General features: G+C 32.8%; 9 protein-coding genes. All 9 read left to right on the top strand.

What is annotated here, in order from left to right; genetic code table 11:
* The first annotated feature begins 29 nt into the window (after window positions 1-29).
* The 9 genes from DET59_RS17735 (at window position 30) to DET59_RS17695 (ending at window position 20,303) form a co-directional block, all read left to right on the top strand.
* Window positions 30-260 (top strand): HepT-like ribonuclease domain-containing protein, encoded by a 231-nt coding sequence (locus DET59_RS17735; protein WP_181778222.1) that lies wholly within the window; start codon window positions 30-32, stop codon window positions 258-260.
* 224 nt (window positions 261-484) lie between these two features.
* Entirely contained in the window at window positions 485-805 is a 321-nt protein-coding gene (locus DET59_RS17730; protein WP_181778221.1) for a sigma factor-like helix-turn-helix DNA-binding protein, read from the top strand.
* Between the two features lie 82 nt (window positions 806-887).
* The gene (gene avs4 / locus DET59_RS17725; protein ID WP_113970935.1) at window positions 888-5,597 is read left to right on the top strand and encodes an AVAST type 4 anti-phage nuclease Avs4; all 4,710 of its coding nucleotides are present in this window, start codon (window positions 888-890) and stop codon (window positions 5,595-5,597) included.
* A 507-nt stretch (window positions 5,598-6,104) separates the two neighbouring features.
* Window positions 6,105-8,036: a GTPase gene (locus DET59_RS17720; protein WP_181778220.1), complete on the top strand. Its 1,932-nt coding sequence runs from the start codon at window positions 6,105-6,107 to the stop codon at window positions 8,034-8,036.
* A 6-nt stretch (window positions 8,037-8,042) separates the two neighbouring features.
* Entirely contained in the window at window positions 8,043-9,773 is a 1,731-nt protein-coding gene (locus DET59_RS17715; RefSeq protein ID WP_113970933.1) for a GTPase, read from the top strand.
* A gap of 551 nt (window positions 9,774-10,324) precedes the next feature.
* Complete coding sequence (locus DET59_RS17710) at window positions 10,325-14,818, top strand: protein NO VEIN domain-containing protein (protein ID WP_113970932.1); 4,494 nt, start codon at window positions 10,325-10,327, stop codon at window positions 14,816-14,818.
* A 627-nt stretch (window positions 14,819-15,445) separates the two neighbouring features.
* On the top strand, window positions 15,446-16,267 hold the full coding sequence (locus tag DET59_RS17705) for an ATP-dependent DNA ligase (protein ID WP_258549716.1): 822 nt from the start codon (window positions 15,446-15,448) through the stop codon (window positions 16,265-16,267).
* A 246-nt stretch (window positions 16,268-16,513) separates the two neighbouring features.
* On the top strand, window positions 16,514-16,789 hold the full coding sequence (locus DET59_RS17700) for an AbrB/MazE/SpoVT family DNA-binding domain-containing protein (RefSeq protein WP_113970931.1): 276 nt from the start codon (window positions 16,514-16,516) through the stop codon (window positions 16,787-16,789).
* Window positions 16,790-17,438: 649 nt separating this feature from the next.
* The gene (locus DET59_RS17695) at window positions 17,439-20,303 is read left to right on the top strand and encodes an ATP-dependent helicase (RefSeq protein WP_113970930.1); all 2,865 of its coding nucleotides are present in this window, start codon (window positions 17,439-17,441) and stop codon (window positions 20,301-20,303) included.
* The last annotated feature ends 5 nt before the right edge of the window (window positions 20,304-20,308 follow it).

The raw sequence follows: 20,308 nt of genomic DNA, 5'->3' as shown, positions 1-20,308 counted from the left end.
CAAATAAATTACAGGATGTGAATATTTCAGTGGCCAATTTTTATTTTATTGACAGAATTATTAATGTTGCCGACACCATAAAGACATACACACAAGGACTGTCACTTGAAGAGTTCAAAAAGGCTAGGTTAATTATTGATGCAGTAATTTGGAATCTAGAACTTATTGGAGAAGCAGCAAAAAACATCTCAACAGAAGTTAGGGAAGATAATCCCCATATTCCTTGGGAGAAGATAATTGAGTTTCGCATACTCTCATAAAGGAGTATGACAGTCTAGATGTATATGAAATTTGGAAAATAGCAACAGTAGATATTATTACATTAAGAACTAATTGTGCTGCAATTAAAAGCAAATAGGTTAATCTTTAAAAAGTGGGTAAACAGGGAACGCATTATCCACTTTTTTACATGTTATGTAGGTTTTTTTAAATGAAATGTCGAAGTATGTATGGTCAAGGTATGTTTCTGGAGGGTGTTGTTAAGTTGAAAATTACGATAGAAGATATTAATTATTTTATTTTTATGATAAAGCGTGAAAAACTTGGAGTGAGGAAAAGATATTTTAGCATCTTACATAATAAGGATTCGGATGAGTATAAGAGATTTATTAATGTTTATCTAAAATATAAAAAGGTTGTGAGTGAAAGAGAACAATTAGTATTAGATTCCGTTTATGGTGTTAACGGCGCTCCGTTAAAGCTAAAGGAAGTCGCTCAGATCATTAAGGTTACTCCAGAAAGGGTAAGGCAATTAGTTTTCAAAAGTGAAAGGGAAATGGCAACGTTTCTTCGTCAAAAATATTAGATTTTATAGTGATAGGAAGGCTGCATGAGCTAAATTCATTACATTTAGATATCGTTTACTAAATCAAAAATGAGGTGGAACTATGATTAAACCAGATTGGAATATCTTTAAAGCTAAATTTAGTGAGAACCCACAAAGTAATTTTGAATGGTTATGTTATATTTTATTTTGCAAAGAGTATGGAAAAGAATTCGGTGTTTTTAGATATAAAAATCAATCTGGAATTGAGACTAATCCAATTTCGGTGGACAAAGAAGTTATTGGATGGCAAGCAAAATTCTATGAAACAACTTTATCAGATCATAAGGGTGAATTGATTACAACACTAACAAAAAGTAAACGAGATTACCCGGATATAAATAAAATCATTTTTTATACCAATCAAGAATGGGGGCAAAGCCATACTTCAGATAAACCTGAACAAAATGATCCTCAAGCAAAAATCGATATTGATACTAAAGCTAGTCAACTTGAAATTCAAGTTGAATGGAGAACAGCGAGTTTTTTTGAATCACCATTTGTAACTTTGGAAAATGAGTACATTTCTAAACATTTCTTTAGTTTTAAAAAGGACATCTTCCAACTTTTATCTGAAAAGAAACTTCATACTGAGGCTATTTTAGAAAGTATTCAAACATCTATTAGTTATCAAGATGAAAATTTGGAGATTAATAGAAGTACTCTGCTGCAAGATATTCTTGGCCAAATTGAAAGGGAACAAGTTTTAATTGTGACAGGTATGGGTGGTGTTGGGAAAACGGCGGTTATTAAAAAGCTGTATGAAAATGTGAAAGAAGATACTCCTTTCTATATTTTTAAAGCAAATGAGTTTGAAATTAATAACATTAATAATTTATTTGGTGTAAATGGAAATAGTTTTAATGATTTTATTGATATTCATAAAGAAGATGCCAGAAAATTAATAGTGATTGATTCTGCTGAAAAGATTTTAGATTTAGAGAAAACTGATCCATTTAATGAATTTATATCTACTTTAATTAAGCATGAATGGAAAGTTATATTTACTGCCAGGAGTAATTATTTGTCTGATTTGGATATGCAGTTTATAGATCACTATAAAGTGAAGCCTTTTAAATTTTATATTCAGGAATTGTCAATTAAAGAATTAGTGGAATATGCTCAAGAGTTTGATTTTAATTTACCTAGTGATGAGAAACTAATAGAGTTACTTAAAAATCCATTTTATTTAAATGAGTATTTAAGATTTTATGATAATGAAGAAGTAGTTGATTACCTAAATTTTAAAGAGAAATTATGGAATAGATTAATAAAAAAATCTAAACCAAATAGAGAACAATGTTTTATGAAAATTGCTTTTCAGAGAGCTAAAGAAGGTCAATTTTTTATTTCACCTACCCAGGATGAAGAGACAGTATCTGTGTTACTTCAAGATGGTATTTTAGGTTATGAAGTTGCAGGTTATTTTATTACACATGACATATACGAAGAGTGGGCATTAGGAAAAATAATAGAGTCTGAATATATTAAAAGAGTAAGTTTACAAGATTTTTTTAAGAATATCGGAGAATCACTTCCTATTCGTCGGAGTTTTAGAAAGTGGGTATCTGATAAGCTTTTAATAGAGGACAATTCGGTTGAAAACCTTATAGAAGAAGTATTTGAAACTGAAGATATCCCATATTTTTGGAAAGATGAAATGTTAGTATCAGTTTTGCTTTCACCCTACTCTGATTATTTTATTAAATTATTTGAAAAGGAGTTATTAGAGAATGATCAACAATGGTTAAAAAGAGTGACTTTTTTATTAAGGGTAGCATGTAAGGAAGTTGATGAAGATTATCTAAAATTAATAGGTTTAGATAAACATTCAATATCAGCTATGAAATATATAGTTACAAAACCAAAGGGACATGGTTGGGAAAGTGTAATTAAGATAATTTATAAATACAAAGATTCACTTGATATAGAAACAGTAAACTACATACTACCAGTGATTTATGAATGGAATAATAAATTTAAGAATGGGGAAGTAACTAGGCTAGCAGCTTTGATTGCTTTGAAATATTACGAAGTGATTATAGAAAAAGATAATTATGCTTTTAGAGGGAATGATACCGAAGAGAAAATAATTCAAACTATTTTATATGGGGCAAGAGAAATTAGCGAAGAACTTTCAGAAGTTTTTTCAGAAGTAATTAAAAATAATTGGAGGAAATACAGAGATCCATATTATAGCCTGGTAAATGCTATTTTATCTAGAATAGGTGACAATCAAGAAGTCTTGAAAATTCTCCCTAGCTATGTATTACAGTTAGCTGAATTGTATTGGATTAAACCAACTGAAGCAGCTTACCCTTTTTATAATAGTAGATTAGATTTAGAAGATAATTTCTCTATAGATAAAAGCAACAGTGATTATTATCCCTCTAGTGCATACCAAACACCTATTTATTGGCTTCTAAAGTACTCTTTCAAAGAAACTGTAGATTTTATTTTAAGATTTGTAAATAAAACTGTAGAAAGCTATGTGGATTCTGATTTAGCAAAAGGAGAAGTAGAAGAAATAGAGGTTAATATTAACGATAAGGTAATTAAACAATATATAAGTAATAGGCTTTGGAATACCTATAGAGGAACACAAGTTTCACCAAAAATTTTTGAGTCCATACATATGGCATTAGAGAAGTTTCTCCTTGAAAGAGGAGAGCATACGGATTCAGAAATATTGGAAAATGTTTCTCTGTATCTAATAGAAAACTCGAAATCTGCGTCTATAACGGCTATTATTTCAAGCGTAATTTTGGCTAATCATGAAAAAACCTTCAATATAGCAAAGGTTTTATTTAATACTAAAGAATTCTTTTTCTATGATAGTAGTAGAAGGATAATCGACCAATCTGCAAAAAGTTTATTTGCGATGGGATATGGATTGAACTATAAGCACGATATTCATATAAAAGAAAGAATTCAGAGTTGTGATGATAAGCACAGAGAAAAAACACTTGAAAACGTTGCACTGATGTACCAGTTTTTTAGAAATGAAGAAACATCAGACGAGGAAGCAACTAAAAGAATGGAAGCCTTATGGGCTATTTTTGATGAATATTATGAGGAACTTGAAAATCCTTCCTTAGCAGAAAATAAAACATGGAGGCTTTTTCTAGCACGTATGGATAGAAGGAAAATGAATCCTACTGTTGAAAAAGTGGATCAAGGTGTACAGATTGATTTTAATCCTAAAATTGATTCAGAATTAATGGAGTACAGTGAATCAGCGCTTCAAAAAAACTCTGAGGCAACTATGTACCTTCCGTTAAAATTATGGTCTGATTATAAATTTAAAAGGGACGCTAAGTCTAGTGAGTATACTAAGTATGAGGAAAACCCACTATTAGCACTAAAAGAAATTCAAGAGATGTTTGAAGGATTACAGAATGGTTATGATAAAGATTATATTTTTGCAAAGGGTATTCCTCCATATGTATGTGCTGTTTTACTTCGAGATTATTTTAGTCTTCTTTCACAAACTGACAAGGAATTTTGTAAAGAAGTTATCCTAACTTTTTCTTCATCTTCTTTAGAAGATAATTATACTTATCAGATAGGAGATGGTATGGAAGCTGCTATTTCAAGCTTACCAGTTATGCTGAAATACTTTCCAGAAGACAAAGAAATTATTAAAGGCATTTTATTATTTACATTGTTCAATGATCATCCTTTAGGAATATCGATTAAGTTTTCGGATTATTCAACCAAATCAATCTTAAATGAATTATGGGCTATAAATTATAAAGATGCACAATCCCTTTTATTAGGATATTTAAGTTTAAAACCTAAGTATGAAGATATGAAAGAGCGGTTACGCTTAGAGAGTTTTGAAAGACGTATGGATGTTAAAGAAAATTTTTCGGAAAGATTTTTTGAAGAATATAAGGCAAATATAGAAAAAGTTATAAAAAATGAAATTACTCTAGAGGAAATTGGAAATATAAACGATATTCATCCGCGTATTTTAAAAACAGCATTTCAATTAATACCGTTAGAAACCAATAATGACGTTCATAAGAATTTAATCCAAAGCATAATAACAATCTTTGCTGATAAGTTGTTATGGGATGATAGAGCCAATAGGATGGATTATGAGGTTAGTCATGCATTCATGGTGAAGTTAGCAGAAATCATTTTATCTTCAAGAAGTGTTGATATACCAAAGTATTTAGAACCATTTATCCTAAAGTTAAATAATAGTGAATCTTTAGCTGATTTATTTAAAGAATTTATTTATGTAGAAGATAGACTTAAAAAATATGATAATTTTTGGTTAGTATGGGAGTTGTTTTATGAAAAAGTTGTTGAATTAAATAATATACGGAAAAATAGTTACATTAATTCTCGCATTATCAAAAGCTATCTTTTCGCTGATGCATTATGGAATGAAAATGTATCAGATTGGCATACCTTAAACGATCAAAATAAAAGGTTTTTAATGAAAGTTACAAGAGAAATAGGAGATTCACCGGCAGTTCTATATTCGATTGCAAAATTATTAAATGGAATTGGGCAAAGATTTATTAATCCCGGAATCTCTTGGATTTCACATATGTTATTAGAACATCAAAGTTTATGGAATATTGAACTAGAGGAAAATACTATATATTATTTAGAAATTGTCATTAAAAGCTATATTTATATCAATAGAGAAAAAATCCGAAGAGAAGCTAGGTTAAAGCGAGAAGTGTTAATAGTATTAGATTTCCTAGTTGAAAAGGGATCAGTTGCTGGATATATGCTAAGAGAAAGTATTTTGTGAAAATAATACATTTAAATTATTTTAGAAAAGGTTTGATAATTATTATCAAACCTTTTCTTGATGACTTAAAATATTGATTGAGTAGTACTAATTTTAAATTCATATTTACTCTCAGTCCATACTCAATCTCCATTAACCACCCACTAAGGTTTTGGTCCTCTTAGTATGTAAAAAACCCTTTATAATGTAACTCCCCTTAACAAGGTAAATTATGTTAAAATATTCAATATATTAATAAATTTCTAGTTCTTTAGAGGGAGATATATGGCACAAAAAATAGTCAATCAATTTACTGAATTACTTGAGCAGTGTTCAGAAACGTCAAAGCAGGTGTATGTGGAAAACTTGGCTTTTCGAAATGAACTTAAGCAATTATTGCAAGATTTAGAAAGTCAGCTAGAAGGGAAATATCAATTGATAATGCAGGACCATGACGTTAAGAACTTTGAATTTTCTTCTACCCTTCAAGAGATGATTTATCGAATAGGGATTCAATCTAAAGGTGGATTGGATGATTTTACAGATTCATTGGCAGAAAAAAAGAAACATTTGGATGCATTTACTCTGTCTCTATTTGGTCGGACTAAGGCTGGGAAGAGTACCATACGGGAAGCGTTGACCAATGGAAATGGGAATACAATTGGTAAAGGAGCACAGCGGACCACAAGGGATATCCTTGAGTATAATTGGAATGGTCTGCGACTTTTAGATGTTCCAGGGTTTGAAGCATTTAAGGGCGATGAAGATGCCGATAAAGCACATGATATTATTGATCAATCAGATATGATCATGTTTCTCACCTCCGATGATTCTGTTCAGCCTGGTGAGTTTGATGAAATGAGCAGACTGCAGGAACTGAATAAGCACTTTTTCGTCGTAATGAATGTAAAATATAATTTATTAAACCCACAAACTGAACAACCGGATCAGAAAGAGATTAGGCGATTCCTCAAAAGACCAGAAAAGGTTTTTGAGTTTGACCGGTTAAGTGAGCATCGAAAGCACATTAGGAGCTATGTGAAAAAACATCTGAATATAGACCATGTTGAAGTTATTTGGATACATGCACAATCAGCGTTTCTTAGTACACTTGAGGAATTACAAGAGATTTCCGAAGATTTATGGGATAAAAGTAGGCTAGATACAGTTTACAGCAAAATAGCTAAGGAAGTGAATAGAAGCGGTAAGCACCGACGAGTACTAACGTTTTATGATAGTACAGTTCATTTTATCGATACAATTGAAAAAATGCTGTGGGAGGAGCAGCGTCTTATCCGTTCGCAGGCACTGTTTATGGTGAAAAAACGAGCAGAACTGAAACGATTCTTTGACAGTTTTATTCCTGATGGGAATGAGAGAATTGAACAGAATGCTGCGAAGTTATATTCACCTATTAAGCAATGGGTTCCCTATTTTGTAGAAGAATACATAGGTAAAAAGGATATTCATTCCGTCCTGCAATCTAATTTGAAAGAAAAAGCAAAGCATATTGAGAAAATGATGAACAACCACATGAAGGAACTTATTAACGAATTACAGTCCTTCCTAACGGAATTTACGAGGCAATACCAGTATGATATCAACTCCATTACACTAGATTCAAAGAATATGAGTGATTTTAAAAAAGGACAAATTGGCAGGGTTTTAAAATGGGGAGGAGTGACCCTTTCTGGATTTTCTGCTGGTGCCTTTATTGCTGCTACAGCAGGATGGGGAGCTGCAAATGTTTGGAATCCGGTTGGATGGATTGCACTTGGAGCAAGTACAGTTGTTGGGCTTATTAGCTGGTTCGTAAGTGATTATGAATCAAAGAAATGGAAAAAGGCTAAAAAAGATGCCAAGAAAGATTTGCTGGAACATATTGAAGAGCTGGAAAGAAAAACAAAGGGCTCCTACAAAGCCTGGTTTTATGAAAATATTACTAAAAAAGGCAGACGGGAGATGCTAGATAAAGTAGAAGTATATATAGACAGCTTATTCTTTGTGGCAGATCAATTGAGGGAAAAGGCAAACACAATAAATGAACTCAAAGAAAAGATCAATAAACAACTCTTCGCCCATCTTCTTAAGCTTGAAGGAGTAAACTGTGAGGCATATCAACTGATTCGAGTTGCCAGAGAACAAGGTGTTGCAACGAAAATCCTCGTTCCTTCTGAATGGTATCTGGACGGTAAAACAAATATAGGATTAGATAATATTTGCGGCGAGCATGTCATGCTCGTTAGTGAGACTTCGGATCTTAGAACTCAATTGGCAAATGCACTTTACCCGGCAACTATAGAGCCTGACCAGGTGAAAATAATTAGGGACGGTGATAGAGTTACGGCAAAGGTTAATGTGCCGAACTCGTTGAAGGGTCTTGTTATTGGGAAGAAGGGTGTGAATATACGCCTAGCCGGGCAGTTATGTCAAGTTAAAATAGAATTGAATAAAGGGTGATTTTAGATGAAAGACTTGTTATTTGCAAAACATATTAGTGATATTACAACGATTACAGAAAATATTGCTTCCCTCTTAAAAAAAATAGAAGAGGAAGAAATTCAAACATTAATATCTGATTTCTTAAGCTTTTTGGAAGAGGATCGTAAGCAGCAAAAGTTAAGAGTTGCTTTTATAGGTCAATACAATGCCGGTAAATCTTCAACAATCGCAGCACTGACAGGAGCTAAATTCATACGTAAACAGTATGAGACAGTGGAAGGGGAACAAAAGCTTATTCAGATGTACCAGCTTGGTGAAAAAACTATTAATGTTGGTGCACAAATTATGACAGATATCACACAATCATATAAATGGGACAATGTGGAGATTATTGATACACCGGGAATATATGCAGGCAGATTAGAGCATGATTCAAAAACGCTTGATCAAATTTCCAAGTCAGATTTACTCGTATTTGTTGTATCTAATGAGCTTTTTAACCCGGAAGGAGGAGCTTTCTTCAGAAAGCTTATTCATGATATGCAACGTACAGGTCAAATCGCTTTAGTTGTGAACAAGATGAGCCGTGAGCAGGGGACACCTCAAATTTTAGAGAAGTCTATTCTTGAAGTTATTGATCCTTATCATCCAAGTGATTTTTATACTTCCTTTATTGATGCCAACTGCTTATTAGAAGCTAAGTTAGAGGAGGACGATGAAGAAGAAAGAGATTATCTACAGAAAAAATCTAATTTTGACAGTTTTCTAGATTCTCTACAGAAGTTAATTACAAATAATCAGCTGACAGCAAGATTGTTGACACCACTACACCGAAGCGCAGATGTGCTTGAAAAATCACTCGATTTTTTAAGTACAGATAATAAAGCAGAGCGTGATTTGCTTGAATTATTAAGAAGAAAAGCAAATTTAATTCGTACAGCGAAAATCAGGCTGCATAATGGGGTTCAAAATGAGTTAAACAGGTTAGAACATGAGATTGTCATGGCAGGCGAATCAGTTGCAGAGAAAGTGGATGGAGAGAATAGTGCTGATGATATAAACAAAGCAATTCAGAGTTCAGAACTCTCTATTCAAGCGGAATCACAGACATCACTTGAAAATGTTCAGAAGTTGTTAGAAAAAGAGATGGAACACTTGCAAGAAGAGTTAAAGAATCTGGAGGATTCACCCTTAGGTCAAGCCACACTTGAATCATTTGAAGCAAGGAGTGCATCTTTCTCACAAAGAAACATCTCCGAAAAAAAAGGGACTCACACATTAGTTGGGAAAGCCCCTGATGCCTTACAAAAATTAGGGAAGTTCGCTACGGAGGTTTCAAAAGAGACCGTGGTAAATGTGGTTAAAAGCTTTGGGGTTAAATTTAAACCTTGGGGAGCTACAAAATTAACCAAGCTTATAAATAAATTAGGTCCAATCTTATCTATTGTGGGGGTTGTTCTAGATATCTTCTTTACGGCAAAAGAAGAATATGATGAGGCAAATTATTATCAGGAGCTCCGTGAAGCTCGAGCAGATATTAGAAATGAATATAGACAAGTAGCAAGGGACATTAGGAAAGAGTTTTTACATAATATCGAAGAAGGAATCTTACCATTCTTCAATAATGAATTGACAGCAATCGAACAACAACAAAACCAAATACGTAATGCTGAAACCTCCAAAGAAGAGTCGGTCAATATTATCTCTACCCTTATCAAGCAAGTACGAAGTAAAATAACTGAGATTGGCAATTAAGAAAGAAAGGGATATGTTCCTCCCTTACTCCTTAAATTTTGGGAACGTATCGAATGGTCTAAATGGCTCCCATGCTCTTTAGGATTACCTTCCCCTTTTCATTAGAAGACTGATAAAACCTTCCTTAATAGCGATGCTCCTTTATAACTTCTGAATTATTACTGGAAAGTGTTGATGAATAAATGCCCTAAATGAAATAAGATAGGAACCACATATCGATCCATTGGTACTTAAAAGTACACATTGAGAATGTATACATGATTTACAATACAAATTGGAGATAGGCAATCCCCATTCCTGTACAGTAAAAGTCTTTATTTTAGAGTACTTTGGGTATTGCAAACGAAGGTGGATTGTTGGATTGCCGAGGGGTAATAATAAAGCATTATTGCTAGTGTGGTTCAGAATGCACTAGTAATAAGGCTTTTTATTGTCAATAGGAGTGATCAAAATTTAATACAATCATAGGAATAGGTGGGTTCTATAGAATAATTAACTAAATATAAAGTTAATAGGACATTTCAATTCCTTAAAGAGGGGAAAGTACAGATATGAGCAATTGGAGGACCATTGATGAATTACGAAATATTTTTATTGAGAAATACACTAATTCAAAATTAAGCAATGAACTTGAAAAAGCCTGTAGTGAAGAATATGAATTGATGCGAGATTATAACGGTAGGCAAATATTAGAATTGCTTCAAAACGTAGATGATGCATACGGTGATAAGAAGAAAAGTGAATATATTGATGGCAACGAAGAGGTAGAAGTCAAGATTACCTATAAAGACAATGTTTTGGAAGTAGGAAATACAGGAACTTCCTTTACAAAAGAAACTATTGAAAGATTGTGCTTGGGACGAGCAAGTAATAAATCATCACAAAACATAGGGAATAAAGGTACTGGTTTCAGATCGTTACTTAATGATGCTGAATGGATAGAGTTATACTCTGGCGATTATGCTGTTAGGTTCAGTAAGGATTTTGCTGAGAGCTGTTTTGATAAGCATTCTCATATTGAATTGATTAATGAACAATTGATGTCCTGGAGAAAAGATTATCCATTATGTTTTCCAATAATGAACTGTCCCGAACAGATTGAAAGGATTGTCTCAGATTTTGACACTTTAATTAGAGTAAAACTTAAAGAACTAAATCGGTTAAAAGAAAACGGAGTAACAAAGCAGTTAAAGCAACCTTTTTATAAATCTTTACTTTTTCTCCCTAATATTACGAAAATCACTATTAATACCGATGAAGAAACTCGAATCGCAGAAAAACTGATTGACGGGATTGATGTTTTAATTGAGAGAACTGTAGATGGTACGAGCAAACCTGCTGAAGAATACTTTGTCTTTAAAAAAGATGTATATATTGGTGAAAAAACTGCTGTCCTTTCAATTGCCGTCCCCAAAGCTATTAATTATGATTTCAAGAAAGAAAAGTTGTACTGTTATTTCCCTATTCGAGATTTTTCAACTCCCATCAACGCATTAATAAATGCACCATTCATTACAAATAATTCTCGTGATGGTGTTCCGAATGATAGTGAGGGAATTAATAAAAAAATTTTTGGTGAAGTCTTACCTTTTATCAGGGAAGTTGCCGAGGCACTGGCGAAACCTATATATGCTGATACAGCCATAAAAATGGTGACCCCTGTACAAGATAATAAACTATGGGATAGTGATGAATTTAATTTCTATGATGAATATTTGAGTTTACTAACAGGTGCGACGATTTTACCTACTGTCAATGGGGAATATATTTCAATTCAAGATGCACCCCAATTACTACAGAATGTATTTCCCGCCGAATTTAAAGGCAAAGAGTTCAACCTATTATTGCAGCTATCAACTGAAGAGAGTGTAGAGATAGTAACAATATTATCTGAATTTGTTGGTTATGATGGATTGAATTTCTCAGCAGATGATCTAGCAAGAAAGATAAACTTAATTAACGACGAGTGGAATGTATCGACTCGAATTAAAGTATTCTTATGGTGGAGTAATGACTATCGTGATGCTGATATTGTTCCGAATCTATTGAATGATAGTCGAAATAACTGGATCCTAAAATCTAATAAAGTATTTTTACCAACTGATGGTGGGATTTCAGTATTACCAAATGAATTAGGTTGGGTGAAACTCTGTGTTTTGCATCAAGATTATGTCGATGAGCTAATTTCACAAGTTAAGGATAAATATGGTGACGAATGGAAGAAACTAAACGACAAATTCAGGGCAGAAAGAACTGGTGATAAACGTTTACTCGATGCATTTAGTAAAGAATATTTCGCTGTAGAACTTACGGAACAAAGCAGTTCTGATTTAATAATTGGTACAATTAATCGACAAATTGATCATGTGGATAAAGCAGAATCTTTTATGAATTGGTTCTTTGAAAATTATCATGACAAACTAACACAAGGTAGCGAGCTTTCAAAAGTTCCATTCAATTTACCCGATCAGAACGGAGATATTAAAGCATCAACCAGGCTGTTTCTTGGCGTAAATTATGGAAACCCACTAGGTGAAAAGCTTTTTGCCAACACTACATATTCTTCATTAATAGAACCTAACAAACTATATCATGGAAATGATATTGCGGAATTTACAACTTTTATTGAAAAGTGTGGAGTTGCAAAGTTTCCATTGATAATTGAGACAAAGTCACTTATAAATAATTATGAATTTAAGAATTTCATTGCTGATAAATATGCGGACCAGATTGATTTCAATATCAATTATCTAACCACTAAGAGTATTGAAAATATAGAAAATTTAATTAGTAAGCTTAACACTTCAGAAATTGTTGAGTGGGTTGCTAAAGATGAAGAACTCCGAGTTTTATTGTATTCAAATAAAAAAGATTCGAATATCAAACAGCAAACTAACTGGAGTGGAATGTATTTCAACTCCAACGAGTACATCAAGTATGTGCTGAATACTACTCAGTGGATTGAATTTAATGGTAATAAGTATTCACCACAACAGGTGGTGAAATATGATAAGTTGAAAGCGAATGTCCAGGACCTTTACGGTATATTCGAACAAGACTTACTAGAATTCGTGGGAAATGATCTAATACAAAATCTTGATTTTAAGGAATCTATGGCTCTTCTTGAAGACACTGATATAAAAAGAATCTTAGATACATTACCCACTTTTGATAAAGGTGAAATAAGTCGGAAACTCTACACAGAGATAATCAAATTCAAGAAAGATAAAGAACCAGCCTATTCCCCAAAAGGTATTTTTGTACTAGCTAAGAATGGAAAATTTTATTGTGCTAACGATGTAAAGTATGCTGATAAGAAAATACCTAAAGCAATGGAAAATCAGGAACATTTTATATCAATACCCGTAAAACAAAATATTTCCATCATTAATAAATGGCTTGGTGTAGAACGTTTTAGATCAAATTTTGAGTTGTTTTCGTATATTAAACACGATTACATTCTAGAGAATTTCAAAAAAGAAATTGATACAATTAAAACGGCTGTTTTATCGACAATTGATGACAACAAAACCAATGTTGATAAAATAAAAAGAATGCAAATCGTGCCTTGTAGCGAGATTGTTGCGATTGATAAGGAGCAAAACAACCGACAAGTACAACTTGAAGATTTTTACTTTGTGGAAGATAGAAGAGACTTTTACTTTAAATTACCTAGTTCAAAACAAAGCATTGAACAACTACGGCTGTCAGATGGGTTTTCAAATGGAATCGTAGATATTTTTAAGCAGTTATTGACACTTGAATTAGATGCTAACTTGATTGAACTTCTAGTATCTAAAGATGCAACTAGAAAAAGAGAAAAGATATCTGATGAATATGGCGTTGACAAATGGAATGAGTCATATGAATTGCTCTTCTGTGAAAATGCTCTAAGCAAATTGGTCTTTGACTATTTTTATGAAAATGGAGCAAGTAGTAATACTTTAAATCAGATAGAGAATGTTGATTTTTCATATTTTCTTAGAGAATCAGATTATGAGACTGTAATATCTTGCTTGAATGAAATCAATAAGGATATATCTGATCTTAATAACCTATCTGAGTTGATAAATATTGATGTGAGAGAGTATTGGCAAAAAAGGATTAGACGATATCTCGATGAGCATCAAGAAGAATTTACAGACCAATTGTTTAGTAAACTAGTTTCTGACGGTGACATAGAAAAACAAACTAGATTTCTTGATGAGGTAGATGCATACAAATATTATTCTGCAGATCTCGATAGTATAAAGAATTCTGTTAAATTTGATTTGACTCAAGCTGTTCTTAGAATCTTCCCTATATTAATTGAAAACATTGAAAAGGTTGAGGTCAAATCAATTTATAAGGAAAATTTCAACAAATTAAACCCTGATAATTTGTTTGCCGATGAAATAGCTAACAATCAAAAAGTTCAAATCATGATTTATTTCAATAGGGTTGATGAATTTAATAATTGGTTAATTATGCAACAGGAAAGAATTGAAAAGGAACAATCCGAAAAGTCTAAAGATGTTTATAAACAATTGGAAGGTGTCATTCCAGATAAACAAGATATAGAATTTCATGCATCAAAAGGATGGCCATCAGCTAATAAAAAAAGACCGAGTGGAGCATACTCAAAAAGTGCTGAAGATAAAGCAAACAATGCTAAAAAAATTATAGGTAACAAAGGTGAATTATTGATTTACAATTTACTTTGTAAACAATATGGCATGGAAAATGTATTTCCCAAGTCGGAGGCATTCGTCGAAATAGGTATTTTAAAACCTGGACAAGCTAGTTCTGGAGAATATGACTTATCTTATCAGGATGACCATAGAAAAACTTTCTTTGTTGAAGTGAAAACAGGAAATGCAAACTCTTTCGTAATCACTCCAGGTGAACTAGAATTTGCGAAACAAAATCCAGATCAATTTAAAATGTATTTAGTATCAGAAATCGATTCTGATAAACCTAAGTATCAAGAAGTACCAGCATGCTTTTGGGAAGATGATAAATTTCGTTTGAAAGAAATTGTAGAAAGAATAGAAGTAGAATTCTAGCAGTTAGACAATTAATATGGACAGATTTATTTCCACAAACTTATCTATCGATATTTTGGCGTTGATATGTTCCCACAACTTGTTATCCAACTAATCAACTCAAGCCTTGTGTTAGTAGCTGCGAGATAGGTATTGAAATTGTGAAATAAATACAAACACTGACTAGATAATTACCAACAAAGTCTCTAGTATTCCGCATTCACTTTTCCCATCTGATATGTCAACCTAGACAATGTTTAACATAAATAACATTATCAAGTTAATCGGATATTTGATTGACTCTGCTTCTTTGTTTAATGACTATCGCAGAGTAGAAGAATGTTATCCACGAGAAAAAAATTAAAAAACTTTTTTGATTGAAAACTTGAAACTTAACTCAATTACTTAAGTGTAAAAGGAATTAAATATATTTAGGACCTCTTTTAAATTAAGGGTTTCAAGGTAGTAACTATAAAATGGGTGTAGTACATGTAACATCGGCTATGGGAATCTTTTCGCTATGCATACCAAAAGTTCAAGGAAAAAGGGTATTACTGCAGCTAGTTTTCCGACATCAAATAATTTACCATCATTCTACTAACCTCAGTAACTACGTATCGTGCTAAAATTAGTGCGAGGTGTTGTTAAGTGTTTGTATCGCCAATGTTGTTACAGAAAGCCGACGAGCCATTTGAATCAGCGGACTACATCACAGAACTGAAACTTGATGGCATAAGATTATTATATACGAAAGATTTACTTTGCAAGATCCGGTTATATACCCGCCATAACAACGAAGTTACAAACCGTTTTCCTGAGCTCGTTGCTGGGGCAAATGACTTACAACCTGGCACAATATTAGATGGCGAGCTGGTTGTCACTGACAGTGAAGGCAAGCCAGATTTCGAACGGACAATGGCTCGTTTTATGAGCGGTAAGGACAAAACGCCAGTCAGTTTTGTTGCTTTTGACGTACTGCAATCAGCCGGCAGAAGCACTACTCATATACCGTTGCTTAATCGTAAGGAATTGTTGGAAGGTATTGTTACTAATAACTCTGGGGCAGTATCAAAGGTGCAGTTTATTGAGGGTAACGGTCCAGCTTATTATGATGCGGTTTGTCAGCAAGCACTTGAAGGAATTGTGCTGAAGAGAAAAGAATCATTATATGAAGTCGGAAAGAGAAGTCATTCGTGGTTGAAGGTAATTAATTATCAAATCGCCGATGTACTCGTGACTGGTTTTCGTAAGTCAAAGTTTGGCTGGCTGCTCGCTGATAAAGCAGGCAAGCCCCAGGGAATTATGGAACTAGGGGTGCCGGAGAAAGAAAGAGCAAAAGTTTACGGGAATAAGATTAAGGAAGAACGAGAAGATTTCGTTTATATAGAGCCGATTAAGTGTCGGGTCAAATACCGTAATATAACTAGTGGTGGACTGCTCCGTTTGCCGAGTTTTGTGAGTTGGCTGTAATGGCTAGCTCTTTTATTTTTGAAATTAAAGACTTTTTATTCTTAACAAGAGTCTAGTTTGAAGCTAAACAATCATGATCCAGGTTTTTTATTTTTGAATTAACTGTCTTTTAAAAAATCCAATAGAAATATTAACAAGGCCTCATTCCTTCACTGGGATTTTTTGTATATTATTGTAAAATTATGTTTTAATTTTCTCTAATTAATTTACAATTAATGTAAGGTGTAAACAAAAGGAGGAGCAGGAGTGAAATCCACTGGTATAGTTCGAAAAGTAGATGAATTAGGACGAGTAGTTATTCCCAAGGAGTTACGTCGCACGTTAAATATTGAAGAAAAGGATCCTATGGAGATCTTTGTGGATGGTGAAAGAGTAATTCTGCAAAAATTCAAGCCTGAAATGACTTGCTTCATAACGGGTGTGGTGTCTGAGGATAACATCAAACTATCTAGGAGTGATTTGTACATAAGTCGAGAAGGTGCAACAACTCTCATGAAAGAAATCCAAGGAACATTTAAGTAAGTATGATACTCACGAAAGAATCCCTCATTCCTCATAGATTGGGGGCTTTCATTAAAACTCTTCTCAAGGTCATTCAAAAGTTTTAAAACTACCTCTATCTCTTCCCTTGGAGTGGTTCATAATATAAATTTAACTCCGCTGGAGAAAATTTTGGTCTAATCTCAGACAGCTGCGCTTTTAGTGCAAAATATTTTTAGTCATATTTCCTTTCAATGTAACAAAATATGATTGGAAAATCATTAAAACTTTTAGGTGAATCGAATAGTTATAAGAAAGTGTAAAAGACATTATTAAATAGTTTATAGGAAACTACTTATCTTTCTGTATAATAGAAAGATAAGTCCTTTAGTTGCATAACGATCTTCAACTAGGCGTTTCACATCAGTTTATTAATGCTAACCTTCCAGGATTTTTAGAATAAGATTACTTGAAAATAACGCAAATACCTAGAAGTTATTCAGTCAATTTAAATATGTTTATATTATCAGGATTAATGTATGCTAATACTCTGCTATTAATTGGCAGATTATTAGCTTTTTTACTTAGGGGGCAAACGGGTTTCTAGTACTTTGTCATTAATTCTTGTTTCTACTAGATATAATTTAATTTATAATTGAATTATACTGGAAAAAAGGTGGAATTTATTCTTATGAATTTGCTAAATTTTAATCAAAAAAAGGCAGTTGAAACAACAGAGGGTCCACTTTTAATCATTGCAGGTCCAGGTTCTGGAAAGACATTTACATTAGTTGAAAGAATTTACTACTTAATTACAGAGAAAAAAGTGAAAGCAGAAAATATTTTAGTTGCTACATTTACGGAAAAAGCAGCTCGAGAGTTAATGACCAGAGTTTCTAATAGACTACAAGAAGCTGATATTCCTTTTAATTTAAATGAAATGTATTTAGGTACTATACATTCAATATGCCTAAGGATTTTAGAGGAAAATAGAGAGTTCACTAGACTCAAGAAAAATTATATATTAATGGATCAATTCGACCAACAATATTTTTTATATCAGAAAATATATGAATATTCACATATAACAAATATAGAGTCCATATATGGAGATAGAAGTTCTAGGTGGAAAAAGGCTGATAATTTACTTAAGTGGCTTAATAAGGTAAGTGAAGAAATGCTAGATGTGGACGAACTTAAAAGTTCTTTAGAGCCTCAAGTACAAGCATTAGGCTATTGTTATGAGCTATATCTAAAGCAGCTGGAGGAAGAAAACTCACTAGATTTTTCAACAATACAATTAGAAACCTACCGTTTGTTAATTTCAAACCCCGAATTACTTTCGAATTTAAATCAAGGCATAGAATATTTAATGGTTGATGAATATCAAGATACAAACACAATACAGGAAGAAATTCTGTTTTTACTGGGAGGTAAAAGACAAAATATTTGTGTTGTTGGTGATGATGACCAAGGATTATATAGATTTAGAGGAGCAACTATTCGTAATATATTGGAGTTTCCTCAAAAGTTCGATAGTGGGAAATGCAGTCAAGTGGAATTGTCAACCAACTATAGATCACATCCATCAATCATTAACTTCTATAATACTTGGATGGTTGAAAATAACTGGACATATAAAGGTAAGAATTTTAGGTATAAGAAGCAAATTAAGCCTAGAGATGGTATTCATGTAGAAGCTGATACTGTAATAAAAGTTTCAGGTTCAGATGGTTTAAGAAATTGGGAAGAAGAAGTGTATCAGTTTCTGATCTCAATGAGAAATAAAGGAAAAGTTACGGATTGGAATCAAATTGCTTTTCTATTTAAATCTGTTAAAAATGAAAAGGTTATTACGTTAGCGAATTATTTAGAGGAAAGGAATATCCCAGTCTATTCTCCTCGATCGAATATGTTTTTTGAAAGAGAAGAGATTCGATTAATAATTGGAGCATTTCTATTTTTATTTCCTCAGTTCGCCAAGGTTAGAAAGTGGGCTGAAAATGCTCATCTGGAAGAATGGGATATCTATGATAGCTACCTTAGAGAGTTTGCTGAAAAGTTAAGAAAAAAAGAAAATCACAAGCTTTTAAAGTGGTGTCAAATACGGGCAAAAGAACATGTTAATTTACAAAGAAATACTGATTACTCTTTTGCTGGGCTGTTCTATCAATTGCTTCAATTTGACTTGTTTAGTTGTTATTTAGAGGAAGTTTCCTACACAGTAAAGGATAGCCGTCCGATTAGGAACTTATCCTTGTTTTCCAAGCTACTCACAAAATTTGAGTATTTACATAGAGTGACAGTATTTACACCCAAAAGCATTAATTCACAGCTTACTACTTTCTTTAATCAGTATTTAAGGTTTTTGATTAATGGTGGGATTAATGAATATGAGGATAATTCCGAATATGCTCCAAGTGGCTGTATCTCGTTTTTGACTATTCATCAATCTAAGGGGCTTGAGTTTCCAATCGTTATAGTAGACTCTTTAGATACAACTCCTAGAAAGCAATATAGTGAATTGGACGAGATATTGCAAGAGAACCACTATCATAAAGAACCGTTTGAACCTTTGGACCGTACAAAGTATTATGACTTCAGGAGGCTATACTATACTGCCTTCTCAAGAGCACAAAATTTACTTGTTTTAAGCTGCCAAGAAAATAAACCTAATGGCTCGGGAACAAAGAAAGTACCATCAAGAGCTTTTGTTGAGTTATATAAGACTTTACCCAGTTGGAGAGATGCAACTTCGATATATGATTTAACTTTAGAACAAGTAAAGGACGTTAATATTAAAGAAGAATATTCGTTTACTTCTCATATTAATATTTTTGAGACATGTGCACTTCAATATAAATTTTATAAAGAGTTTGATTTTTCACCCGTTCGACAGGGGGCTACCTTATTTGGAACATTGGTCCATCAAACTATAGAAGATATTCATAAGTCTGTTTTAAGAGGTGAAGAATCAAAAATTACAGATGATAACATTGAACATTGGTTCAATTCAAATTACAGCAACTTAGTAAAGAAAGAACGTGTTTATCTTGCACCACAAACACAAAAAGTTGCTTTCAATCAGGTTCTTCGGTATGTCGAGAAACAAGGTAAGCATTGGTCGCAAATAAAAGAAGCTGAGGTAGATGTATCCTTAGTTAAGGAGAACTACATTCTTAAAGGTACAATAGATTTAATAAAAGGCAATAATGATACTGTAGAGATCATAGATTTTAAATCCGAGAAAAAACCTGACTTGGTAAAAGAATCAGAAATGATGTACCATTATAAACGCCAATTAGAGGTCTATGCTCACTTAATAGAGGAGAGAACAGGGCAGAAAGTCAGTAAAATGCATTTGTATTATACTGGAGAAGAGAATGGCAATCCCTATGTTACATTTTCAAAAGAAAAAAAGGCTATTGATAGAACAATAGCAACCTTTGATGAAATTGTCCAAAAGATTGAATCAAAAGATTTTACAATAAAGAAAAGACCCGAGAAACATTGTCGTAACTGTGATATGCGTTTTTATTGTGATGACAAAATATAGGAGTG

This window comes from Rossellomorea aquimaris, from assembly GCF_003315075.1.
Lineage (GTDB): Bacteria > Bacillota > Bacilli > Bacillales > Bacillaceae_B > Rossellomorea > Rossellomorea aquimaris_C.
This window is presented reverse-complemented; position numbering and strand designations above follow the sequence as displayed.

Excerpts from the sequence above, each read along its gene's own strand:
- avs4 (WP_113970935.1), top strand. The coding sequence starts at position 888 with ATGATTAAACCAGATTGGAATATCTTTAAAGCTAAATTTAGTGAGAAC.
- DET59_RS17715 (WP_113970933.1), top strand. The coding sequence starts at position 8,043 with ATGAAAGACTTGTTATTTGCAAAACATATTAGTGATATTACAACGATT.
- DET59_RS17710 (WP_113970932.1), top strand. The coding sequence starts at position 10,325 with ATGAGCAATTGGAGGACCATTGATGAATTACGAAATATTTTTATTGAG.
- DET59_RS17695 (WP_113970930.1), top strand. The coding sequence starts at position 17,439 with ATGAATTTGCTAAATTTTAATCAAAAAAAGGCAGTTGAAACAACAGAG.